This is a genomic window from Photobacterium satsumensis (genome assembly GCF_050336935.1).
GTDB lineage: Bacteria > Pseudomonadota > Gammaproteobacteria > Enterobacterales > Vibrionaceae > Photobacterium > Photobacterium satsumensis.
In genome coordinates this window covers 341,465-360,444 of record NZ_JAKJSK010000007.1, presented here as the reverse complement: position 1 = coordinate 360,444, position 18,980 = coordinate 341,465, and the positions used below count along the sequence as shown (strand labels likewise).

The following is an 18,980-nucleotide window of genomic DNA, read 5'->3' as shown; positions in this document are numbered from 1 at the left end:
TTATAATTCATCACATCAACCAATTTAATCACGCAACGCCATAGCAATCAACCTATAAAACAAACACTTACCATTAAAAGTGACATAAGTAGAAGATAAATGAAGAATGATTCTATCTATCCCGATCATCTTTTTTGTAATATCAGTCATCTTTAAACAATGAAGTAGACCCTCTAGTTTTTCTACATTGAGTATCACTATATATGCCACATCAACCTGATCACTAGATAGCATATAAACCTTCAATTTCTTAACAATACAGCAAATAAATTCAACCCTAGATCACAAATCAACCCAATCAAGGTTAACAATTTCATTACCACGCCGACATTATAACTACTCTAGTTTCTGTGCTTGTTGAGGGATCCAATGAAGTTCAGCCATAAAGTTGTCGCAACATCGTCGGCAATATTGTTAGTGGCACTCGCGCTACTTTCTGCTAACCAATATTTCAATACAAAAAATCAAATCCAGTCTTTAGTTATGCAAAGCATGGAGGAAATCATTTCCGGCATGAGCAATACAGTCAATGCCGAACTGTCGAGCAAAAAAACGTTGGCAGCCTATACTGCCAGCCTAGTGACCAGCGATATGTCACTAGACAATATTCATACCGTCATTGAGCAGCCCACTCTAAAAAACGCTTTCTTGCTCACTGGACTGGGATTTGAAAAAGACGGCAGCTTCACCAGTAATGACCCTAGCTGGGATCCGGGTGAATCTTGGGAGCCCCGAGCTCGGCCTTGGTATATCGATAGCAAACAAAGCCGCGATATCGTTATCACGGCGCCTTACGCAGATTCGGTCACCAATGAGATTTTAGTCTCCATCGCCAGTCCCTTGATCGCTAAAGGGCAATTCCATGGTGCCATCTTCTTCGATATGAGCCTATCCGGTCTGGCCGAGGTGGTTAACCAGGTGTCTTTATTCAATGCCGGTTACCTTTTCATCGTAGACAGAAATGGAACAACCATTGCCCACCCCGAAGCGAAATATAACGGTAAGCCAATGGCTGACTTTCTTGGCAATCACCCGATTTCAACAGACGCCGTACATGCTGAGCTAGACGGCAAAACCGTGACATTGTCCTTTACCCAAATTGCTGGCCAAGAATGGTTCATCGGGGCGGTGCTGGATGAAAGTGTTGCTTTTGCTGCTGTTAATCAATTACGAACCGATGCGATTATCTATTCCCTGATTGCCTTGGTGGCCGGGATCATTGCGCTTCTGTTATTGATCAAGGTACTGATGCGTCCGTTGACTGATCTCAATACGGCTATTCAGGATGTGGCTTCCGGCCAAGGTGATCTTACCCGTCGACTAGACACAAATACCGATCAGGAGTTTGCCGTGCTGGCAAAAGGCTTCAATGCCTTCACCGAGAAGTTGCAAAACCTGATCTTGCAATCCAAATCACTCAGCAGTGATATCTTGCTTGGCACCGAGCAAACCGCTACTGGCGCCCAGCAATCAGCGTCCGCCATGTCAAACCAGCTAAAAGAGCTTGATCAGTTGGCGACGGCAATGCACGAAATGGCCGCGACGTCGGTTGAGGTTGCCAATAATGCGCAAGGGGCAGCATCGGCTGCCCAACAAGCTGATGAGGCCGTTCAGGACGGTGGACGCATTGTCTCCCACACAGCCAGCGCCATCTCCGAACTGTCAGCACAAATTGATCAGGCGGTGGATGTCGTTAGGCAACTGGAGGTATCTACCGGAAATATTGAATCAATCCTTAAAGTCATCAATGAAATCGCCGATCAAACCAACCTTCTCGCTCTCAATGCCGCCATTGAGGCAGCGCGTGCTGGTGAATCAGGCCGCGGCTTTGCGGTTGTGGCAGATGAAGTGAGAACTCTCGCTCAGCGAACGCAGGAATCCACCACCGAAATTCGCCAAATGATTGAGCAACTACAATCAGGTGCGAGTTCGGCGGCGAGCGTTATGGGAATGAGTAAGGAAACCGCAGCCTCCACCGTCGAAAAATCTCAAGAAGCTGACGAAGCGCTGGTCAGGATCAGCGGCGCAATCCAGCAGATCAACGATATGAACTTACAAATCGCTTCTGCCGCTGAAGAACAAAGCCTCGTTGCTGAAGAAATTAATAGCAATACGTTAAACATTAAAGAACTGAGCGTTCAGGTGTCTGATGCCGCGGGGGAAGCCGATCAGGCATTGGAACAGCAAATAAGCAAGGTTCGTGAGCAGGACTCAATCATGAATAAATTTGTCGTCTAGATAAACCTAAATCAAAACCTAAATAATAAAGGCAGCCACTAAGGCTGCCTTTTTACATTTGGGCTCCAGTTTGAAGCGTATTTCCCACTTCCACATTTATGCTTAATTACCACCCTTTACCTAGCTTTACTTAACACTTATTTAACTTGAATAAACACTTACAGATAATAGGGACATATAAGAAACGGTATCTTGAATGCCGAATAATGCTCAGCACTTAAAGGACTATCCCAATGAAAAGCAATCAACCATTATCCACCCGAACAATCCTCCTCCACTGGCTAACCGGACTCAGTTTTATCGCTACTTTTGCCGTTGGCTTTTATCTTGTCGACCTACCGCGCAGCCCGGAAAAGTTCGAACTACTCAACCTACATAAATCATTTGGCGTAGCTGTATTTACAGTCGCGCTAATACGGGTAATTTGGCGTTTTAAAGAAGGGCCAATCAACAGCGTGGCAACTGGACCGGTATGGCAGAATAAGGCCGCAACCCTTGTCCACTATACCTTGCTTATTTGTACTATTTTGATGCCAATCTCCGGCATTATCATGAGTGTGGGTGGGGGCCATCCTGTGGCATTCTTCTCGATTGAGCTCATCGCAGGCGGTGAAAAATCCGAATGGTTAAACAGCCTAGGTAAGAGCTTACACTTTTACACCTCGCGTGTAGTCATGGTTGCCCTAGCCCTGCATGTCGTCGGTGCACTGAAGCACCACTTCATCGATAAAGACAATACACTGACTCGAATGCTGCGCCTCAAGCAAATTAAAGAAACCCAGCACACTACAGCCCAGCACTAGATCTGTTTTCTATTAAAAAGCGGCTGATAACCACCAGCCGCTTTTTACATTAATAGCTGTTATTTAGGTATGCTCAGAGCTTTCTGCCAAGCCGTTTCTCAATCTGCCGCTTTTCCCATTCTGCGCCAAAGAAGCTGAACACTTCAAAAGCACTCAAACCGTGTGACACAATCCCAATCCCCCAGCCCATGGCAGGCCACCACGCCCATATATAGGATGGGTCGGTGAGGAAGTTGATGACAAACAGCATGGCAATGACCAGCACATAGGTGATCAAGTGAGAGTAAAAGCCTTTAATCTCTCTTACCTGCTCAATCACTTTTCTTTCCTCTGATGTAACTTGTGTTTTCTCGTTCATTTCTGGCTCTCCCTGAAGATCAGTAACTGGAATTTCAAACACAGCAGCCAGTGATTTTAAAGACTCCAACCCGGCCTTTTGGCCTCTCTCGATGCGCTGGATAGTCCGGACGCTCAAACCAGTTAATACTGAGAGATGCTCCTGAGACCAGCCACGCTGTAGCCTTAATTTTCTAACAATCATCGTAGAATCCTTTCTGCTGTTTGATTCAAATTTACCCATTTTCACTAAAAGAGAGAACGACACGAGCCTGACACCCACATGACATCTATTATTTTTCAAATACTTAAGTCGATTCATGTCAGGTAAATGGCAGATACGTCATACACTTCAACTAACAAGCGATATTATGCCACCACTCGTTGACTTTACATGCCGGTATGATCTTGTTTCCCATTACGCTTCACAACATTTGTCATCATCACAAACAAATGCAAAAAGGCCATTGGATAATATCCAATGGCCTTTTACTTAATTAAATATCAATCGATTAGATGGTTGTCTTCGCAGGCTCTGCGTCTTCAACCTCTTTCGAAGTAACCTTTCCGTGGAATTTCTTCTCCCAGAAATCAGCGTTCTTGATACCAAGCTTAACTGGATCGAACGTAAATTCTGTCACACCCGCTTTTTGCTGCTCTTCATAATCTTTCAGTACTTTCAGGGCTGGTTTCGATAGGAAGAAAATAATCAAGATACCGACGATGTTCAACCAGGCCATCAAACCTACGCCCACGTCACCCATTGCCCAAGCAAGGTTGGCCGTTTTCACCGTGCCGTAGAATACCGCGACAATCAGCACCGCTTTCAGAACAAACATCATACCTGGCACTTTTACTGAGCGGCGGATATACGCGATGTTGGTTTCTGCAATGTAGTAGTAAGCAAGAATCGTCGTAAAGGCGAAGAAGAACAGAGCAAAGGCAATGAATGGTTTACCAATACCTGGCATGGCGCTCTCAATAGCCATCTGCGTAAATACCGGGCCGTTTGCACCAATGTCAGCAGCCAAGTTCTGAACGAGGAACATGCCCTCAGCACCACCGTGTACGTTGTATGCACCAGTAATCAAAATCATGAACGCTGTTGCTGAACATACTAGCAAGGTATCGATATAGATAGAGAACGACTGTACCAAGCCTTGCTGAGCTGGGTGCTGTACATCTGCTGCCGCAGCTGCATGAGGACCTGTACCCTGACCAGCTTCGTTCGAGTAGACACCCCGCTTAACACCCCAGCCAATTGCGGCACCCACACCTGCCATCGGTGTGAAGGCATCACCTAGAATCATCATAAAGATACTTGGTACCATGTTGATGTTCAGTAGGATGATAATAAAGGCAATCACGATATAGGCCAGCGCCATGAAAGGTACAACTATCTGAGTGAAGTTAGCAATACGCTTTACGCCACCAAAGATAATGAACGCTAGGATAATGGAAACAAACGTACCAGTAACAATCTTCGCGAGGCTAATTGTACCAATGGTCGTTTCAATCATCTGACCTGGACCGAAGGCCGCCTCTACTGCATTACCGATGCTGTTAGACTGGACGCCCGGAAGAAGTACACCACAGGCAAAGATAGTCGCGATGGCGAACAGCCACGCGTACCACTTCTGGCCCATTGCTTTTTCAATGTAGTAAGCCGGTCCACCACGGAACTGACCATCTTCATCTTCTTCTTTGTAAATCTGAGCCAACGCAGACTCACTATAAGCGGTTGCAGCACCAAGGAAGGCAACAACCCACATCCAGAATACCGCACCTGGACCACCGAAACCGATAGCTGCAGCAACACCCGCGATGTTACCTGTACCTACACGCCCAGAAAGGGAAACGGCTAATGCCTGAAAAGAGGAGATACCCTGAGCGGAGCTTTTACCTGATAACAATAGACGCCACATCTCTCTGAAGTGACGAAGCTGTACAAAACGCGTGGTAATGGAGTAAAACAGACCTGCTCCCAGACACAGATAAATCAGCACTGGGCTCCAAATTATTCCATTAAGAAAATCGACTAACGACTGCATTAAAAAACTCCCTGTATGATTGGTTAATGCTTCGTCAGTATAATAATCACATTGTAACCCGATTGTTAAATATTTTATTTCATCATTCAATTTAGCGTGATCTACAGCTCATAAATCGAGTGTTATAATCAAGTGGCAGTGAAAGTCCCTACCTGATAGCGTGATCTAGGTCGATTAATCCAAACCTGTTGCTACAGGATTGTTATCCCACTGTTTAAAAACCAAGCAAACAAACCTAAAAATCCTCCTTTGCTCACAATTTTTCGCTGTTTAACCGTCCAAAATCATTTGTCGGTAAGATTGATGAGTAACCCGACCAACAGCAACAAAAGCAACTAGTTGCATTAAAAAGAAAAACCAGCGTTTTCACGCTGGCTGAACATAATCACGAAATTTTCGTCTTTGCGGAACAATCATTCCCTTACAGATTTTCGCTGATGTCCGGCATCGACTGCCCACAAAAAAGGCGCTGATGATTCAGCGCCTTATCGTTATATTAATATTCTTCGTTTCGCTACGAATTAAACATCGTACGTTGTTGAAGAGATATCACCACCGGTACCGGTCCAGTTAGTGTGATAGAACTCACCACGTGGCTTGTCAGTGCGCTCATAAGTGTGGGCACCGAAGTAGTCACGTTGCGCCTGTAGCATGTTAGCTGGTAGACGAGCCGTGGTGTAACCGTTTAGGAACGTCAATGCTGAAGACATACAAGGCATAGGCAGGCCCGTCTCGAATGACTTAGCCACAACTTTACGCCATGCAGGTAGGCAGTTTTCTAGGATATCCTTGAAGTAGTCATCCAGACCAAGGAAAGCAAGCTCTGGATTCGCTTCAAATGCATCACGGATATTGCCAAGGAATGCACTGCGGATGATACAGCCACCACGCCACATTAGAGCAACATTACCGTAGTTCAAATCCCAGTTGTTAGATTCAGACGCTTCACGGATCAGCATAAAGCCCTGTGCGTAAGAAATGATCTTAGAGGCAAGCAGTGCCTGGCGAAGCGCATCCAACCACTCTGACTTATCACCTTCAACCGCAGTAATTGGGTTGTTGAATAGTGACGCTGCGTGTTCACGCTGCTCTTTCAGTGAAGACAGGCAACGAGCAAATACAGAGTCAGTGATCAGGGTCAGTGGAATACCATGGTCTAGGGCGTTGATACCCGTCCATTTACCGGTACCCTTTTGGCCCGCTGTATCTAGGATCTTTTCAACTAGCGGCTCACCGTCTTCATCACGATAGCCCAAGATATCAGCTGTAATTTCAATTAGGTAGCTGTCTAGTTCGGTCTTGTTCCAGTCAGCAAAGGTAGCCTGCATCTCGTCATGTGACATGCCTAGGCCTTCTTTCATGAAGTGGTAAGCTTCACTGATCAGCTGCATATCACCATATTCGATACCGTTGTGGACCATCTTAACAAAGTGACCAGCACCTTCGTTACCCACCCAGTCACAGCACGCTTCACCTTCTTCGGTCTTTGCGGCAATGGCTTGGAAAATTGGCTTCACATGTGGCCATGCTTCTGGATCACCGCCCGGCATGATAGACGGTCCGAAACGTGCACCTTCTTCACCACCAGACACACCCGCACCCACATAGCGGATGCCTTTTTCACGAAGCGCTGCCACACGACGGTTAGTATCTGGGTAGTTAGTATTACCACCGTCAATGATGATGTCGCCTTCGTCTAGCAGTGGGACTAGGTTGTCGATAAACTGATCAACAACGTCGCCGGCACGCACCATCAGCATCACTTTACGTGGTGATTCCAACTGGCTAACCAGATCGTCAAGAGAAGTCGCACCGACAATGTTGGTGCCTTTCGCCGGACCTTGCAAAAACTCATCGACTTTCGCAACAGTACGGTTGTAAGCAACCACTTTAAATCCGTTATCGTTCATGTTTAGGATCAGGTTCTGACCCATTACGGCCAAGCCGATAACACCAATATCTGCTTTCATTTACTTCTCTCCTTATGCCAGCTCTTTGGCTGCTTCTGAATCTAAATACCACTCGGTCACGCCAGCCGTTGAGCTGACTTTGGCTGCAGGATACATTTGTGCAGCCGGTGCGTTGTCGGCGATCTCTTTGATCACCGGCGCTTTACTTGCACCTAAAACCAAGTAAGTAATACGTTTAGCGTTTGCCAACAGGTGTTCCGTTTTGGTCACACGTAGCTGGCGAGTTTCTGGATGTGCTGCGATGGCAGCAACTTCCGTTGTTTCGTAGTCAGTTTGTCCAGGGAACAATGAGGCGGTGTGGCCATCCGTTCCCATGCCAAGCAATATCCAATCAAACTCAGGCGCCCCATCTTTTTCTGGAATGACCGAGATCATCTCTTCAGCAAAGCGGATCGCTTCCATTGCGGCGAAGTCTTCCCCACGAATACGGTGAATATTTTCGGCAGGGATCGAGATATGATCAAACAGCAAGGCTTTTGCCTGGCCGTAGTTACTCTGATCATTATCCGGTGCCACACAGCGCTCATCTCCCCACCAAAAATGGAGGTTCTGCCATTGAATGGATTGGGCAAATTCCGAGCCCGCCAAATAGGCAAACAACTGAGATGGCGTACTGCCGCCGGACAACGAGATATGAACAGGACGGCCAAGCTCACTGTATTCTTTCAAGCCATTCGCCAGAGCCTGGACAACCAACGCTGAGCTTTCAAATACTTGGTAATTCATGTTACTCATAGCTCACAATAATCCGTATTAGTCAGATTCTTACACGGGAAGCGCCATTCACGGCCGTCACGAGACAATAGCTCATCGGCTTCTTTCGGTCCCCAGGTACCTGCGGCATAACCATAAAGATGCTCTGGATTTTCTTTGTAATCCAGAATTGGCTGAACAAACTGCCAGCATGCTTTCACCGCATCGGTACGCGCAAACAGAGTTGCATCACCTTTCATTGAATCAAGCAGCAAACGCTCATAAGCGGTTAGCATGTGCGTTTCTTCGAGGCTTTCGTAGTGGAAGTCCATACTCACTTCCTTGGCCTCAAATCCCGCACCTGGCTGCTTAAGGCCGAAGCTCATAAGAATGCCTTCATCCGGTTGGATACGAATGATCAGTTTATTTTCCGGCGCATTGGCACCAAAGACTGGGTGCGGCGTCTTCTTGAAGTGAATGACAACTTCAGTAACTCGGGTTGGCAGGCGCTTGCCAGTACGGACATAGAAAGGTACGCCGTTCCAACGCCAGTTATCGATAAACATCTTCAAACCGACGTACGTTTCAGTACGGGAATCTTCCGCGACACCGGGTTCTTCACGGTAACCTTTAAGGTGATTACCACGAACATCGGAATCAGTGTACTGACCCAAAACTAAGTTGTTATGAAGATCTTTTTCGGACAATGGCTGAAGGCTCTTGAAGACCTTCATCACCTCATCACGCATAGAGTCGGCGTTAATGGCAGCCGGCGGCTCCATACCCACCATTGCCAATACCTGTAGCAAGTGGTTTTGGAACATATCACGGACCGCGCCTGCGCCATCGTAGTAACCACCGCGCTCTTCTACACCGAGGAATTCAGCGGCAGTGATCTCGACATAATCGATGAAGTTACGGTTCCACAGGGGTTCGAACATGGTATTAGCAAAACGGAACACCAGTAGGTTTTGAACCGTTTCTTTACCGAGGTAGTGATCGATACGGTAGATTTGGTGTTCTTGGAAATGTGCGTGTAAATCTTTATCAAGCTGCTCGGCGGTTGCTAGGTCATAACCAAACGGCTTCTCAACTATCAGGCGTTTCCAGCCATTGCCTTCGTTGTTCAAACCATGGGCAGCAAGGCATTCTGGGATCACACTGTACAGACTCGGCGGTGTCGCCAAGTAGAAGGTGGTATTCCCTTTAGTTTGATACTTCTGCTCGATTTCATCCAAACGGGTTTTCAGCTTGGCATAATCTTCAACACTTTTGGTATCAATGGCTTGGTAATGGAGACGCTGGCAGAAAGCATCTAGTACCTGAGGGTCAACTTTTTCGTTGGCAGTCAGCGACTCTTTGAGCTTCTGCTGGAACTCAGCGTCAGAGTAATGAGTTCGGCTTACCCCTAAAATTGCGAATTCTTCTGAGAGTAATCCATTCGCGAAAAGGTGGTAAAAGGCTGGGATCAACTTACGATGTGTCAGATCACCCGACGCCCCGAAGATGACGATACAATTATTTTCAGGCTTAACCATAATGCTTTCCCACTCGCCTGAATCCATCAGGACAAGTTATTCATTTTATTGTGTTGTGAATGTAATCAACACGACTCAAAAGCACCAGAAGGTTTTGCCTATCGCAGCGATAGGTAAAACCTTCAACTGGTCACATTCTAGTCGATTATGAGAGCCGCGCCTTTTGGGCGACTCATTATGTAGGAGAAGCACATCACATCCCAGCTACAATTAGCTGGTATTACCACCTAAGATAAGGCAACTAATTGCTTGGTGTAGTCTTGTTGCGGCTCACTAAACAAGGTTTGGGTCTCACCTTGTTCAACCACCTGTCCTTGGCGGAGTACCAGGGTATAGTGACAAAGTGACTTCACCACATTCAGATCATGGCTAATGAAAAGGTAGGTTAAATTATATTTCTTCTGTAAGTGCTTCAGCAGTGTTAACACTTGAAATTGAACAGTTCTATCCAGTGATGATGTAGGTTCATCTAATAGAATGAATGATGGTTTCAGTACCAGCGCCCTTGCAATCGCAATACGCTGGCGTTGACCTCCGGAAAATTCATTGGGATAGCGGTGACGTGTTTCAGGGTCGAGTTCCACATCACGCATCACAGCACAAATCATTTTGTCTTCTTGCTCAGGCGTTAAATCTTGGTGCACTTTTAGCCCCTCACCGATAATTTGCGCCACTGACATCCTCGGGTTCAAAGCAGAAAACGGATCTTGAAACACCACTTGAAACTTGCTGCGCAGAGGTAACATCTGCTTACGATTAAATGCCGAAATGTCCTCACCGCAAAACAATATTTCCCCTGTACTTTCGAGTAGCTTAAGAATAGCCATACCCGTTGTCGACTTACCCGAACCACTCTCCCCGACCAAGCCAACACTGTGGCCAGTACGCAGTAGAAAACTCACATCAGTCACCGCCTTGATATGATCTTTTACTCGCTTGAGGATGCCGCCTTTAATAGGAAACCATACCCTTAAATCATTGACTTCAAACATCGGGCTCGCCGCCATATCAACAGGTACCGGCTCGCCACTTGGATCCGAGTTAATCAGTTTGATGGTATAGGGATCTTGAGGGCGGTCAAATACTTCGGTCATGGTATTGGTTTCAACTAACCGTCCCATCTGCATGACAGCAACACGGTCGGCAATCTTACGGACAATACTGAGATCATGGGTAATAAACAGTATCGCCATCCCCATTTCCCGCTGCAGATCGTTTAGCAGTTCCAAGATCTGAGCCTGAACCGAGACATCCAATGCGGTGGTCGGCTCATCGGCAATCAATAACTCCGGCTCGTTAATGAGGGCCATCGCGATCATCACCCGTTGCCGTTCACCACCTGAAAGCTCATGAGGGTAGGACTCTAAGCGTTGCTCGGGGTTCCTTATCCCTACTTTTTTCAACCATTCTAGCGCTTTATGCTGCGCTTCCCGCTGTCGGGTACCACGGTGTATAGCCAGCGTTTCACAAAGCTGACGACCAACTTTATGCAGCGGGTTGAGCGACATCATCGGCTCTTGGAAAATCATCCCAACTCGATTTCCCCGCAGGCCGCGCATCTCACGCTCGCTACATCGCATCATATCAATGCCATCATAATGGATATGACCACTCATATAGCGCGTGGAAGATTTAGGCAACAGGCGCAAAATAGCATTCGCAGTCACAGACTTCCCTGAACCACTTTCACCCACCAACGCCAGTGTTTCACCACGCCGGATATCCAAGCTAACGTTGTAAGTCACCTGATTGACAGATTTCCCGCTTTGGAAGCCCACCGACAGGTTTTCAATGGTAATAATTGGTTGCGACATGGCTACCTCTGATGGTGGGGATCAAATGCATCACGTACGGCTTCACCGACAAACACCAGTAAGCTCAGCATAATTGAAAGAACGACAAAGGCAGACAAGCCTAACCAGGGAGCCTGCAAATTGGTTTTACCTTGCGCCAATAATTCCCCTAATGACGGCGAACCGGCGGGCAAGCCGAAGCCAAGAAAGTCCAACGACGTTAACGTTGTCACCGAGCCGCTGAGAATAAACGGCATCATGGTGAGTGACGCCACCATGGCATTGGGCAGCATGTGGCGTAACATAATACGGCCATCACCGACCCCCATCGCCTGTGCGGCCCTCACATAATCAAGGTTCCGGCACCGAAGGAATTCAGCACGAACAACCCCCACCAAGCCCATCCAGCTAAACAACACCATAATACCCAGCAACCACCAGAAATTAGGCTCGACAAAACTCGACAGAATAATCAGCAAGAACAAGGTCGGCATACCAGACCACACTTCAATAAAGCGCTGTCCGAACAAGTCTACCCACCCGCCGTAATACCCTTGGCAAGCACCGACGATGACACCAATGACGGTAGAGATAACGGTAAGGGCAAAGCCAAATAACACCGATATCCGAAAGCCGTAGATGATCCGCGCCAAGACATCGCGTCCTTTATCATCAGTACCCAACCAGTTAACCCTGTCTGGTGGTGAAGGTGCAGGACCGGATAGATCGTAGTTGATGGTATCGTAACTAAAACGGATGATCGGCCAGATCATAAAGCCGTCAGCCTCGATCAAGTCGGCAACATAAGGATCGGTATAGTCGGCTTCGGCATCGAACTCGCCGCCAAATTCAGTTTCGGCATATGGCGTCACAATCGGGAAATACCACTGCGACTCGAATTGGATCACCAGCGGTTTATCATTGGCAACAATTTCTGCAAACAAGCTGCAGAAAAACAATAATGAGAAGATCCATAGCGACCAATAGCCCCGCTTATGTGCTCGAAATCTTGCCCAACGTTCCTTGGTTAATGGGTTAAGTTTCACTAACGTGCCTCAAAATCTATCCGTGGATCGACCAATGTGTAGGTGATATCCGAAATAATATTCATGACTAGCCCCAAGAGGGTCATGATATACAGAGAGCTAAATACCACCGGGTAATCGCGCTGTATGGTCGACTCAAACCCCAGCAATCCAATCCCTTCTAAAGAGAACATCACCTCAATCAACATTGCCCCGGTAAAGAAAATACTAATAAAAGCAGCCGGGAAGCCCGCGATAATGATCAACATGGCATTACGGAAAACATGACGGTACAGAATGCTGCTTTCATCCAGCCCTTTGGCGCGAGCCGTTACAACGTATTGTTTATTGATTTCATCGAGAAAGGAGTTTTTGGTCAGCATGGTCAGGGTCGCAAAACCACCGATGACCATCGCCAGAATAGGCAGCGCTAAATGCCAAAAATAATCGATGATTTGCTGGTACCAGTTCAGTTGATCAAAATTCGATGACACCAGTCCGCGCAGCGGAAACCAACTGAAGTAGTTGCCGCTGGCGAAGAAAATGATCAACAAAATGGCGAATAGGAAACCGGGAATCGCATAACCTACGATCACCACAGCACTACTCCACACATCAAACCGCGAGCCATGCTTGATAGCTTTGGCGATCCCGAGTGGAATAGAGACCAAATAGATAATCAAAGTACTCCACAGGCCAAGTGAAATGGAGACTGGCAATCGGTCGATAATCAGATCAATGACGTTACCGCCTTTGAACAGGCTTTCGCCAAAGTTAAAAGTGGCGTAGTCCTTAAGCATGTCGAGATACCGTTCCAGCAAGGGTTTATCAAAACCAAACTGCTTCTTGATAGCCTCGACCACTTCAGGGTCTAGACCACGAGAGCCACGATAACCCGAACCATTATCAGAAGGCTCAAGCGAGCCGACTTCCTGCCCACCACCAGTAAAACGCTCCATGATCCCCGAGCTATGGCCTTCGAGCTGAGCCACCGCTTGCTCAACCGGCCCGCCGGGCGCAATTTGGATCACAAAAAAGTTGATGGTGATGATCGCCCACAAGGTGGGGATCACCAACAACAAACGCCGTATAATATATGCCGACATAATTACCGCCGCTTCTCAGGCAACTTGGCTGTTTTCTCGGGATCAATCCACCACGTATCTCTACCTAATGAAAATTTTGGTCGCTGTTCAGGGCGAGAGAATTTATCCCAGCTCGATACCCGGAACATACTGATATGCCACTGTGGGATCACGTAAAAGTTCCACTGCAACACCCGGTCAAGTGCCCTGCCAAGGCTGAGCAACTTTTCTGGGTTTTCCTGATTCTCTGCAATTTGCTCTGTGAGGTAATCAACTGCCGGATCCTTTACCCCAGCAGTATTGTAGGTACTGTCGATAAAGTTACTGTTCCAGGCAATCATCAAATTCGGACTCGGATATGGGTTGGCCCCATAGCCTGCCGAAACCATATCAAAATCTCTGTCCCTCAGCCGCTTGATATATTGCGTGGTATCCACGGTGCGCAAGCGCATATCAATACCCAACAACTTTAGGTTTTTCTGCAATGGAATTGCCAAGCGCTCGGTGGTCGGGCTGTACATCAGTAACTCAAAGGTAAAAGTTTCACCGGTCTCGACATTGGTCATTGCCTTATTCTGTACTTCCCAACCCGCCTCTTTCATCAAGGCCAGCGCTTTTCGAAGTTGAACACGGATACGACCTGAGCCATCAGATTTAGGGGGTTGGTATTCTTCGGTGAACACTCGGGCTGGCACTTTCCCTTTTACCGGCGCCAAGACCGCTACCTCTTCGTCAGAGGGCAAGCCTTTGGCTTCATAATCGGTGTTCTGGAAATAACTGCGGGTACGGGTGTACTGGTTATAGAAGAGGCTTTTGTTCATCCATTCAAAGTCCATAGCATATGACAAGGCTTCACGGACTTTGGGATCGCTGAAATAGCTGCGCTCAGTATTAAAGACAAACGCCTGCATGGATTGAGGAATTTGGTGTGGGATCTCTTCTTTTACTATGTACCCTTTTTCAAAATTCGGACCTTGATACATTGTGGCCCAAAACTTGGCCACGTTCTCTTCTCGGATGTCGTATTCACCCGCTTTAAAGGCCTCGAGCGTGACTGTTTCATCCCGATAATAGTCGTACTTAATCGTTTGGAAATTATATCTTCCCACATTGACGGGTAAATCTTTTGCCCAGTAGTCCTTCGCTAGAGAATAAGTCACACTCTGACCGGGTTTGTAATCGGAGATTTTGTACGCACTGCTGCCAACAGGTGGGGTATTGAGCGGCTCGCTCAGGTTTTTGTCTTTCCAAAAGTGCTCTGGCAGTACATTCATTCCCTGCACTAAAGCCAGCAACACCTCGCGGTTTGGCTTAACCATCTCTATTCGTGCGGTGCGCTCAGAGGTAGCAGTGACTGATTTTACATCCTTGAAATACACCTTGTACTGGGCAACCCCTTCCTTCATGAACTTGTCAAAGGTAAAGGCAACATCCGCGGCAGTGATCGGTTTTCCATCATGGAACTTGGCATCAGGGTTGATATCAACTTCCATCCACTCGAAATCGTCGGGGTAGCGGACCTTTTCGGCAATTAGCGGATAATAGCTATCTATTTCATCTTCTGACGACACGAACAAGGTGTCATAAATAGCCTCACTGCCTGCAACAGAAACACCACGTGAAGCAAAGCGATTAAAACTGTCATACGTGCCGACCTGAGCATAGGTCACCTGCCCCCCCTTCGGGGCATCGGGATTCACGTAGTCAAAATGGGAAAAGTCAGCAGGATATTTAGCACTACCAAATCCTACCAATGAACGGCTTTCAATTACCTCGTTAGCCGATACCGAACCCGCTATAGCCATCGCAACCAGCAACGATGAGACGCATTTGTACATCCAGGCCTCCATGCATAAATCTGTTTTTCAGACAGCGCTTGCGTCCGCTATCTTACTCGTTGAATTAAATATAATTCTTTTATGGTATATATTTACGATAGGACACTAATGGCAAATGAACAACCACTCAATAGGCAATATGAAAAGCTGTGATCACTTGCGGCAAGCTGTTGAAGTCGTTAATATCGCCCGCTTTCATGCTTTCGAGCTTGAAACTATCTTATTTAAGCCAGGAGCATCATATGTCTAAGTTCTTCTTTAAAGGTCGCATTGAGAAAAAGCCTAAGCACGAAAGCTACGGCTTCAATACCAACCAGGCCAAAAAACTGGGAACTGAAATCAATCCGCTACAACTTGTTGTGAATAGCGATGAGAAAAAAGCCGAGACCGAAGCTCTACTCAAGCAACACGAACTCTTTGCTACGATAACGGTAAACAGTGAAGCAGAAGAAAACCTGGTTGAGCTTGAGACGCTGATCAACAAACCAAAAACCACCGTTTTTGAAAAGACACCAAATCGTAATGATCCGTGTTCATGCGGTAGCGGCAAAAAATACAAGAAATGCTGCGGCTAACGTGGTAACCCAGTAAGGTGGGTAAATGACCCCGGTACCCTCTCCGTGCCGGGCTGTCCCTCTTTTATAAGCATCGATACTTCATTAACCTCTCCCCCTGCCATTTTCTGTCAGAATCCGTATAATCTCGCGCTGTTGAAATTTTCGGAAAGATACGTGTTATGAGCAAAGGTTACGCCTGTGTTGGGCTATTCAATCCCAAAACCCCTGAAAATGTTGGTTCTGTCATGCGTGCCGCTGGCTGCTATGGCGTCAATAGTGTGTTTTACACAGGCACACGCTATGACCTTGCTAAGAAGTTTTGTACTGATACAAAAAATACCATTCTCGATATTCCGCTAATTGGCGTAGAAGATCTCAAAAACATCATTCCACACGATTGTGTGCCAGTTGCCGTTGATCTGATTGAGGGAGCCAAACCGCTGCCTGATTACAAACACCCACAGCGTGCTTTTTATATCTTTGGCCCTGAAGACGGGACGTTGAAAAAAGAGATCACCGAATTCTGCCGTGAAACCATTTATGTGCCAACCAAAGGTTGTATGAACCTAGCCGCTGCAGTCAATGTCATTCTTTATGACCGCATGGCTAAGGGTGAAGGGTTTTCTAACCACTAATACTTTGTGCGTTGCACATTGTGCCAAAAGTAGGCCCTAATCTCGGGGAGCAGCTTGTGTTCCCCATTTTTCTATCATCTCTCTGAGTTCGACGCTTTGATAAGGCTTGCACAGAATATCGTCCATCCCGGCAGTAAAGCACTCTTCCCGCTCCGCTTTCGTCGTACCTGCTGTTAGCGCAATAATCGGCTTGCAATAGCCTGCACGGCGCAACCGCTTAGTGGTGGTATAACCATCAAGTACCGGCATCCGGCAATCCATCAGTACAATATCAAACTCTTGTTGCTCTAAGATCTCAATGGCCTTTTGTCCATTGTCGGCAATTGCCGGGGTGATCCCGAACTTGCCTAGCATTAAATTGATGATCATTTGATTGGTTTTTAAATCTTCCACCACCAAGACAGTCAAGTTATCAATTAAGGTGGCACCAACTTGCTGGGCATCCTTCTCATCGACCGCCGCAGTATTCACTTCTAATGGAAGCGTGACAGTAAAAGTGGTACCTCGGCCACTGCGACTATCAACCTCTATACTGCCTTTCATCTGCTCGGCAAGCTTTTTACAAATGGCCAACCCCAAACCCGTCCCCTCGTGCTGCCGATTGCTGGAATTATCAACTTGAGTAAAAGGCTGGAATAAAGAGTTCACTTTTTCCTCGGGAATGCCGCAACCTGAATCTCGCACCACAAATTCAAGCGCATTGTCCTGCCAGCCAATGGTGACCGAGACAAACCCTTTCTGAGTAAACTTAATTGCATTACCGATAAGGTTAACGAAGATCTGCTTTATCCTGTCTTCATCGCCCATTAACCATTGCGGGGTATCAGGAAGAAAGTGAATAGAGAAGTCGAGCTGCTTTTCATTAGCTGGGTGCTGGAAGATATCATTCAACATACTGGTCATCAAACGGCAGTCGAAAGGCTTAATTGCAAGCTCCATCATCCCAGCATTGATCTTACTGTAATCAAGCAAATCATTGATGATTGCCCGAAGCAGTTCGCCTGAATGATGTAACGTGGACAGTAAACTTCGCTGATGATTATCGAGTTTAGTATCCGATAACAGCTCAGCGGTGCCCAATAAGCCGTTCAATGGTGTTCTTAGCTCATGGTTTATCATCGCCAAAAAATCACGGGTTAACCTCTCAGACTCCTCTGCAGATTTTCTTGCCCGTATAGCGGCCTCAAGCTTTAACTGACGATCAATCGACGTCCGCAGCATTTCACCGATCAAATTCATATGCTTACGAATAGTCGTATGCCACTTTCTTCGCTCATCGATTCGAGTAACAAAATATCCCTTTACCGCAGAGTTGGTGAGTGAGAACCAGTGCAGCTGATGCGCTTCGTCCCAGTGCTCTCCGAACGCAGCCAGTTTTTCAGGCGGTGCTATATTCTCATCAATGCCAGAACAATAGGTAATATTGAGCGCAGGGGTGGAATCGCACTGAATATTGATTTCGCAAGCGCTCACTGCATGACTCGCAATCAACGCATCAAGTAGCTCTTTGATGATACCGAAAGAAGGCTGGTATTTGAGGAACGTATGACCGAAACGAAGTAGCAAGTTATCCATCTTCTGCTGGTATGAAAGAAAATCAGACCCACTAGCCACTTTATCTTTCATTTGCTCAAGATTTTGCTCAACCAGTTGCTTGGTTTGATAAAGCTCTAGACTTTTAGACTCCAGCAGCATTTCAGCCATTTTCCTGGCTTCTCGCTCACGGTCAATTTTCTTCTGCATTAACGCAACTTGACGTTCCAGATCCATGCGTTCAAGGCCCATAGTTACCCCACATTTAGCGTCAACGTAAATCGGACATGGCTCTGATCCTGGTTAACGGGTTCCATCTCTATCTCCATGTCTTCGTTAAAATGCTGGGCACAGCCACGGATCAAGCCAAGGCAAACATGGGAAAAGCAACGTGCTGAAATATAATCGAGTACCATTTGGGCGGAGCTCTGCGAAATAAAATCAAACTGAGGTGGGTTTGCATTGGGATATAGCTTTTTCACTTCTATATGAATATGGCGCTCAACCCGCTCAATAAAGCTAAAGGTACCATTTGGTTTAGCCCCATTATCCAATGGCATCGTTGTCAGCAAGCGCGCAAACAATGCTTCACCGTAGACTTCTTGCAATGCTTCTGGGGACACTCCGGTAATTTTGCTCAAACAGACTATCATCTTTACTAATACGCGGTGATCATAGCTTCCTACCGCCGTGTAAACACCGTCAACATCGGCATCATCAAGCATCTGCTGGCAAACCTCTAAACCAAAGCGATTTTCTACAACATCTAAAAACTCAGTAAAAATAATTCCTTTCATAGACTTACTCTCCCTTTACCCTTGGTTTGAGTATGGGAAACGAATCTCTAATGGTCAAAATTATTGCAACACATCCCATTAATCAGAA

General features: G+C 46.7%; 15 protein-coding genes. 4 read left to right on the top strand and 11 right to left on the bottom strand.

All coding sequences use genetic code 11. The features are described from left to right. Positions 1-369 precede the first annotated feature (369 nt). Both L4D79_RS13275 and L4D79_RS13270 read left to right on the top strand, forming a co-directional pair. Complete coding sequence (locus tag L4D79_RS13275) at positions 370-2,238, top strand: methyl-accepting chemotaxis protein (protein ID WP_428652046.1); 1,869 nt, start codon at positions 370-372, stop codon at positions 2,236-2,238. Positions 2,239-2,471: 233 nt separating this feature from the next. Next, on the top strand, positions 2,472-3,041 hold the full coding sequence (locus L4D79_RS13270) for a cytochrome b (RefSeq protein ID WP_428652045.1): 570 nt from the start codon (positions 2,472-2,474) through the stop codon (positions 3,039-3,041). 73 nt (positions 3,042-3,114) lie between these two features. On the opposite strand, the gene L4D79_RS13265 is transcribed toward L4D79_RS13270, so the two are convergent. The 9 genes from L4D79_RS13265 to L4D79_RS13225 form a co-directional block, all read right to left on the bottom strand. Continuing rightward, complete coding sequence (locus L4D79_RS13265; RefSeq protein ID WP_428652044.1) at positions 3,115-3,582, bottom strand: 2TM domain-containing protein; 468 nt, start codon at positions 3,580-3,582, stop codon at positions 3,115-3,117. 307 nt (positions 3,583-3,889) lie between these two features. Continuing rightward, positions 3,890-5,428 (bottom strand): alanine/glycine:cation symporter family protein, encoded by a 1,539-nt coding sequence (locus L4D79_RS13260; protein WP_428652043.1) that lies wholly within the window; start codon positions 5,426-5,428, stop codon positions 3,890-3,892. A 521-nt stretch (positions 5,429-5,949) separates the two neighbouring features. Beyond that, on the bottom strand, positions 5,950-7,398 hold the full coding sequence (gnd, locus tag L4D79_RS13255; protein ID WP_428652042.1) for a decarboxylating NADP(+)-dependent phosphogluconate dehydrogenase: 1,449 nt from the start codon (positions 7,396-7,398) through the stop codon (positions 5,950-5,952). Positions 7,399-7,410: 12 nt separating this feature from the next. After that, a complete protein-coding gene (pgl, locus tag L4D79_RS13250) occupies positions 7,411-8,133 on the bottom strand; it encodes a 6-phosphogluconolactonase (RefSeq protein WP_428652041.1) in 723 nt (240 codons plus the stop codon). Then, positions 8,130-9,629, bottom strand: coding sequence for a glucose-6-phosphate dehydrogenase (gene zwf, locus L4D79_RS13245; RefSeq protein WP_428652040.1), 1,500 nt, complete (start codon positions 9,627-9,629; stop codon positions 8,130-8,132). The genes pgl and zwf overlap by 4 nt, the downstream gene beginning before the upstream one ends. 227 nt (positions 9,630-9,856) lie before the next feature. Continuing rightward, a complete protein-coding gene (locus L4D79_RS13240; protein ID WP_428652039.1) occupies positions 9,857-11,443 on the bottom strand; it encodes an ABC transporter ATP-binding protein in 1,587 nt (528 codons plus the stop codon). 2 nt (positions 11,444-11,445) lie between these two features. After that, positions 11,446-12,468 (bottom strand): ABC transporter permease, encoded by a 1,023-nt coding sequence (locus tag L4D79_RS13235; RefSeq protein ID WP_428652038.1) that lies wholly within the window; start codon positions 12,466-12,468, stop codon positions 11,446-11,448. Continuing rightward, positions 12,468-13,553, bottom strand: a complete 1,086-nt coding sequence (locus tag L4D79_RS13230; protein ID WP_428652037.1) for a microcin C ABC transporter permease YejB — start codon at positions 13,551-13,553, stop codon at positions 12,468-12,470. Before L4D79_RS13230 ends, L4D79_RS13235 begins: the two co-directional genes overlap by 1 nt. 2 nt (positions 13,554-13,555) lie before the next feature. Further along, entirely contained in the window at positions 13,556-15,370 is a 1,815-nt protein-coding gene (locus L4D79_RS13225) for an extracellular solute-binding protein (RefSeq protein ID WP_428652036.1), read from the bottom strand. Positions 15,371-15,612: 242 nt separating this feature from the next. Between L4D79_RS13225 and L4D79_RS13220 the strand changes: the two genes are divergently transcribed. Together L4D79_RS13220 and L4D79_RS13215 are read left to right on the top strand one after the other, a co-directional pair. Next, on the top strand, positions 15,613-15,945 hold the full coding sequence (locus L4D79_RS13220) for a PBPRA1643 family SWIM/SEC-C metal-binding motif protein (protein WP_428652035.1): 333 nt from the start codon (positions 15,613-15,615) through the stop codon (positions 15,943-15,945). A 161-nt stretch (positions 15,946-16,106) separates the two neighbouring features. Further along, positions 16,107-16,562, top strand: a complete 456-nt coding sequence (locus L4D79_RS13215) for an RNA methyltransferase (protein ID WP_428652034.1) — start codon at positions 16,107-16,109, stop codon at positions 16,560-16,562. Between the two features lie 36 nt (positions 16,563-16,598). Here the strand turns inward: L4D79_RS13215 and L4D79_RS13210 are convergent, their stop codons facing one another. Further along, complete coding sequence (locus L4D79_RS13210) at positions 16,599-18,347, bottom strand: ATP-binding protein (RefSeq protein ID WP_428652033.1); 1,749 nt, start codon at positions 18,345-18,347, stop codon at positions 16,599-16,601. A 2-nt stretch (positions 18,348-18,349) separates the two neighbouring features. Then, positions 18,350-18,892, bottom strand: a complete 543-nt coding sequence (locus L4D79_RS13205) for a heme NO-binding domain-containing protein (RefSeq protein ID WP_428652032.1) — start codon at positions 18,890-18,892, stop codon at positions 18,350-18,352. Between the last annotated feature and the right edge of the window lie 88 nt (positions 18,893-18,980).

Bases quoted from the DNA above. Each gene is read 5' to 3' on its own strand.
- L4D79_RS13275 (WP_428652046.1), top strand. From the start codon at position 370: ATGAAGTTCAGCCATAAAGTTGTCGCAACATCGTCGGCAATATTGTTA.
- L4D79_RS13270 (WP_428652045.1), top strand. From the start codon at position 2,472: ATGAAAAGCAATCAACCATTATCCACCCGAACAATCCTCCTCCACTGG.
- L4D79_RS13265 (WP_428652044.1), bottom strand. From the start codon at position 3,582: ATGATTGTTAGAAAATTAAGGCTACAGCGTGGCTGGTCTCAGGAGCAT.
- L4D79_RS13260 (WP_428652043.1), bottom strand. From the start codon at position 5,428: ATGCAGTCGTTAGTCGATTTTCTTAATGGAATAATTTGGAGCCCAGTG.
- gnd (WP_428652042.1), bottom strand. From the start codon at position 7,398: ATGAAAGCAGATATTGGTGTTATCGGCTTGGCCGTAATGGGTCAGAAC.
- pgl (WP_428652041.1), bottom strand. From the start codon at position 8,133: ATGAGTAACATGAATTACCAAGTATTTGAAAGCTCAGCGTTGGTTGTC.
- zwf (WP_428652040.1), bottom strand. From the start codon at position 9,629: ATGGTTAAGCCTGAAAATAATTGTATCGTCATCTTCGGGGCGTCGGGT.
- L4D79_RS13240 (WP_428652039.1), bottom strand. From the start codon at position 11,443: ATGTCGCAACCAATTATTACCATTGAAAACCTGTCGGTGGGCTTCCAA.
- L4D79_RS13230 (WP_428652037.1), bottom strand. From the start codon at position 13,553: ATGTCGGCATATATTATACGGCGTTTGTTGTTGGTGATCCCCACCTTG.
- L4D79_RS13225 (WP_428652036.1), bottom strand. From the start codon at position 15,370: ATGTACAAATGCGTCTCATCGTTGCTGGTTGCGATGGCTATAGCGGGT.
- L4D79_RS13220 (WP_428652035.1), top strand. From the start codon at position 15,613: ATGTCTAAGTTCTTCTTTAAAGGTCGCATTGAGAAAAAGCCTAAGCAC.
- L4D79_RS13215 (WP_428652034.1), top strand. From the start codon at position 16,107: ATGAGCAAAGGTTACGCCTGTGTTGGGCTATTCAATCCCAAAACCCCT.
- L4D79_RS13210 (WP_428652033.1), bottom strand. From the start codon at position 18,347: ATGGGCCTTGAACGCATGGATCTGGAACGTCAAGTTGCGTTAATGCAG.
- L4D79_RS13205 (WP_428652032.1), bottom strand. From the start codon at position 18,892: ATGAAAGGAATTATTTTTACTGAGTTTTTAGATGTTGTAGAAAATCGC.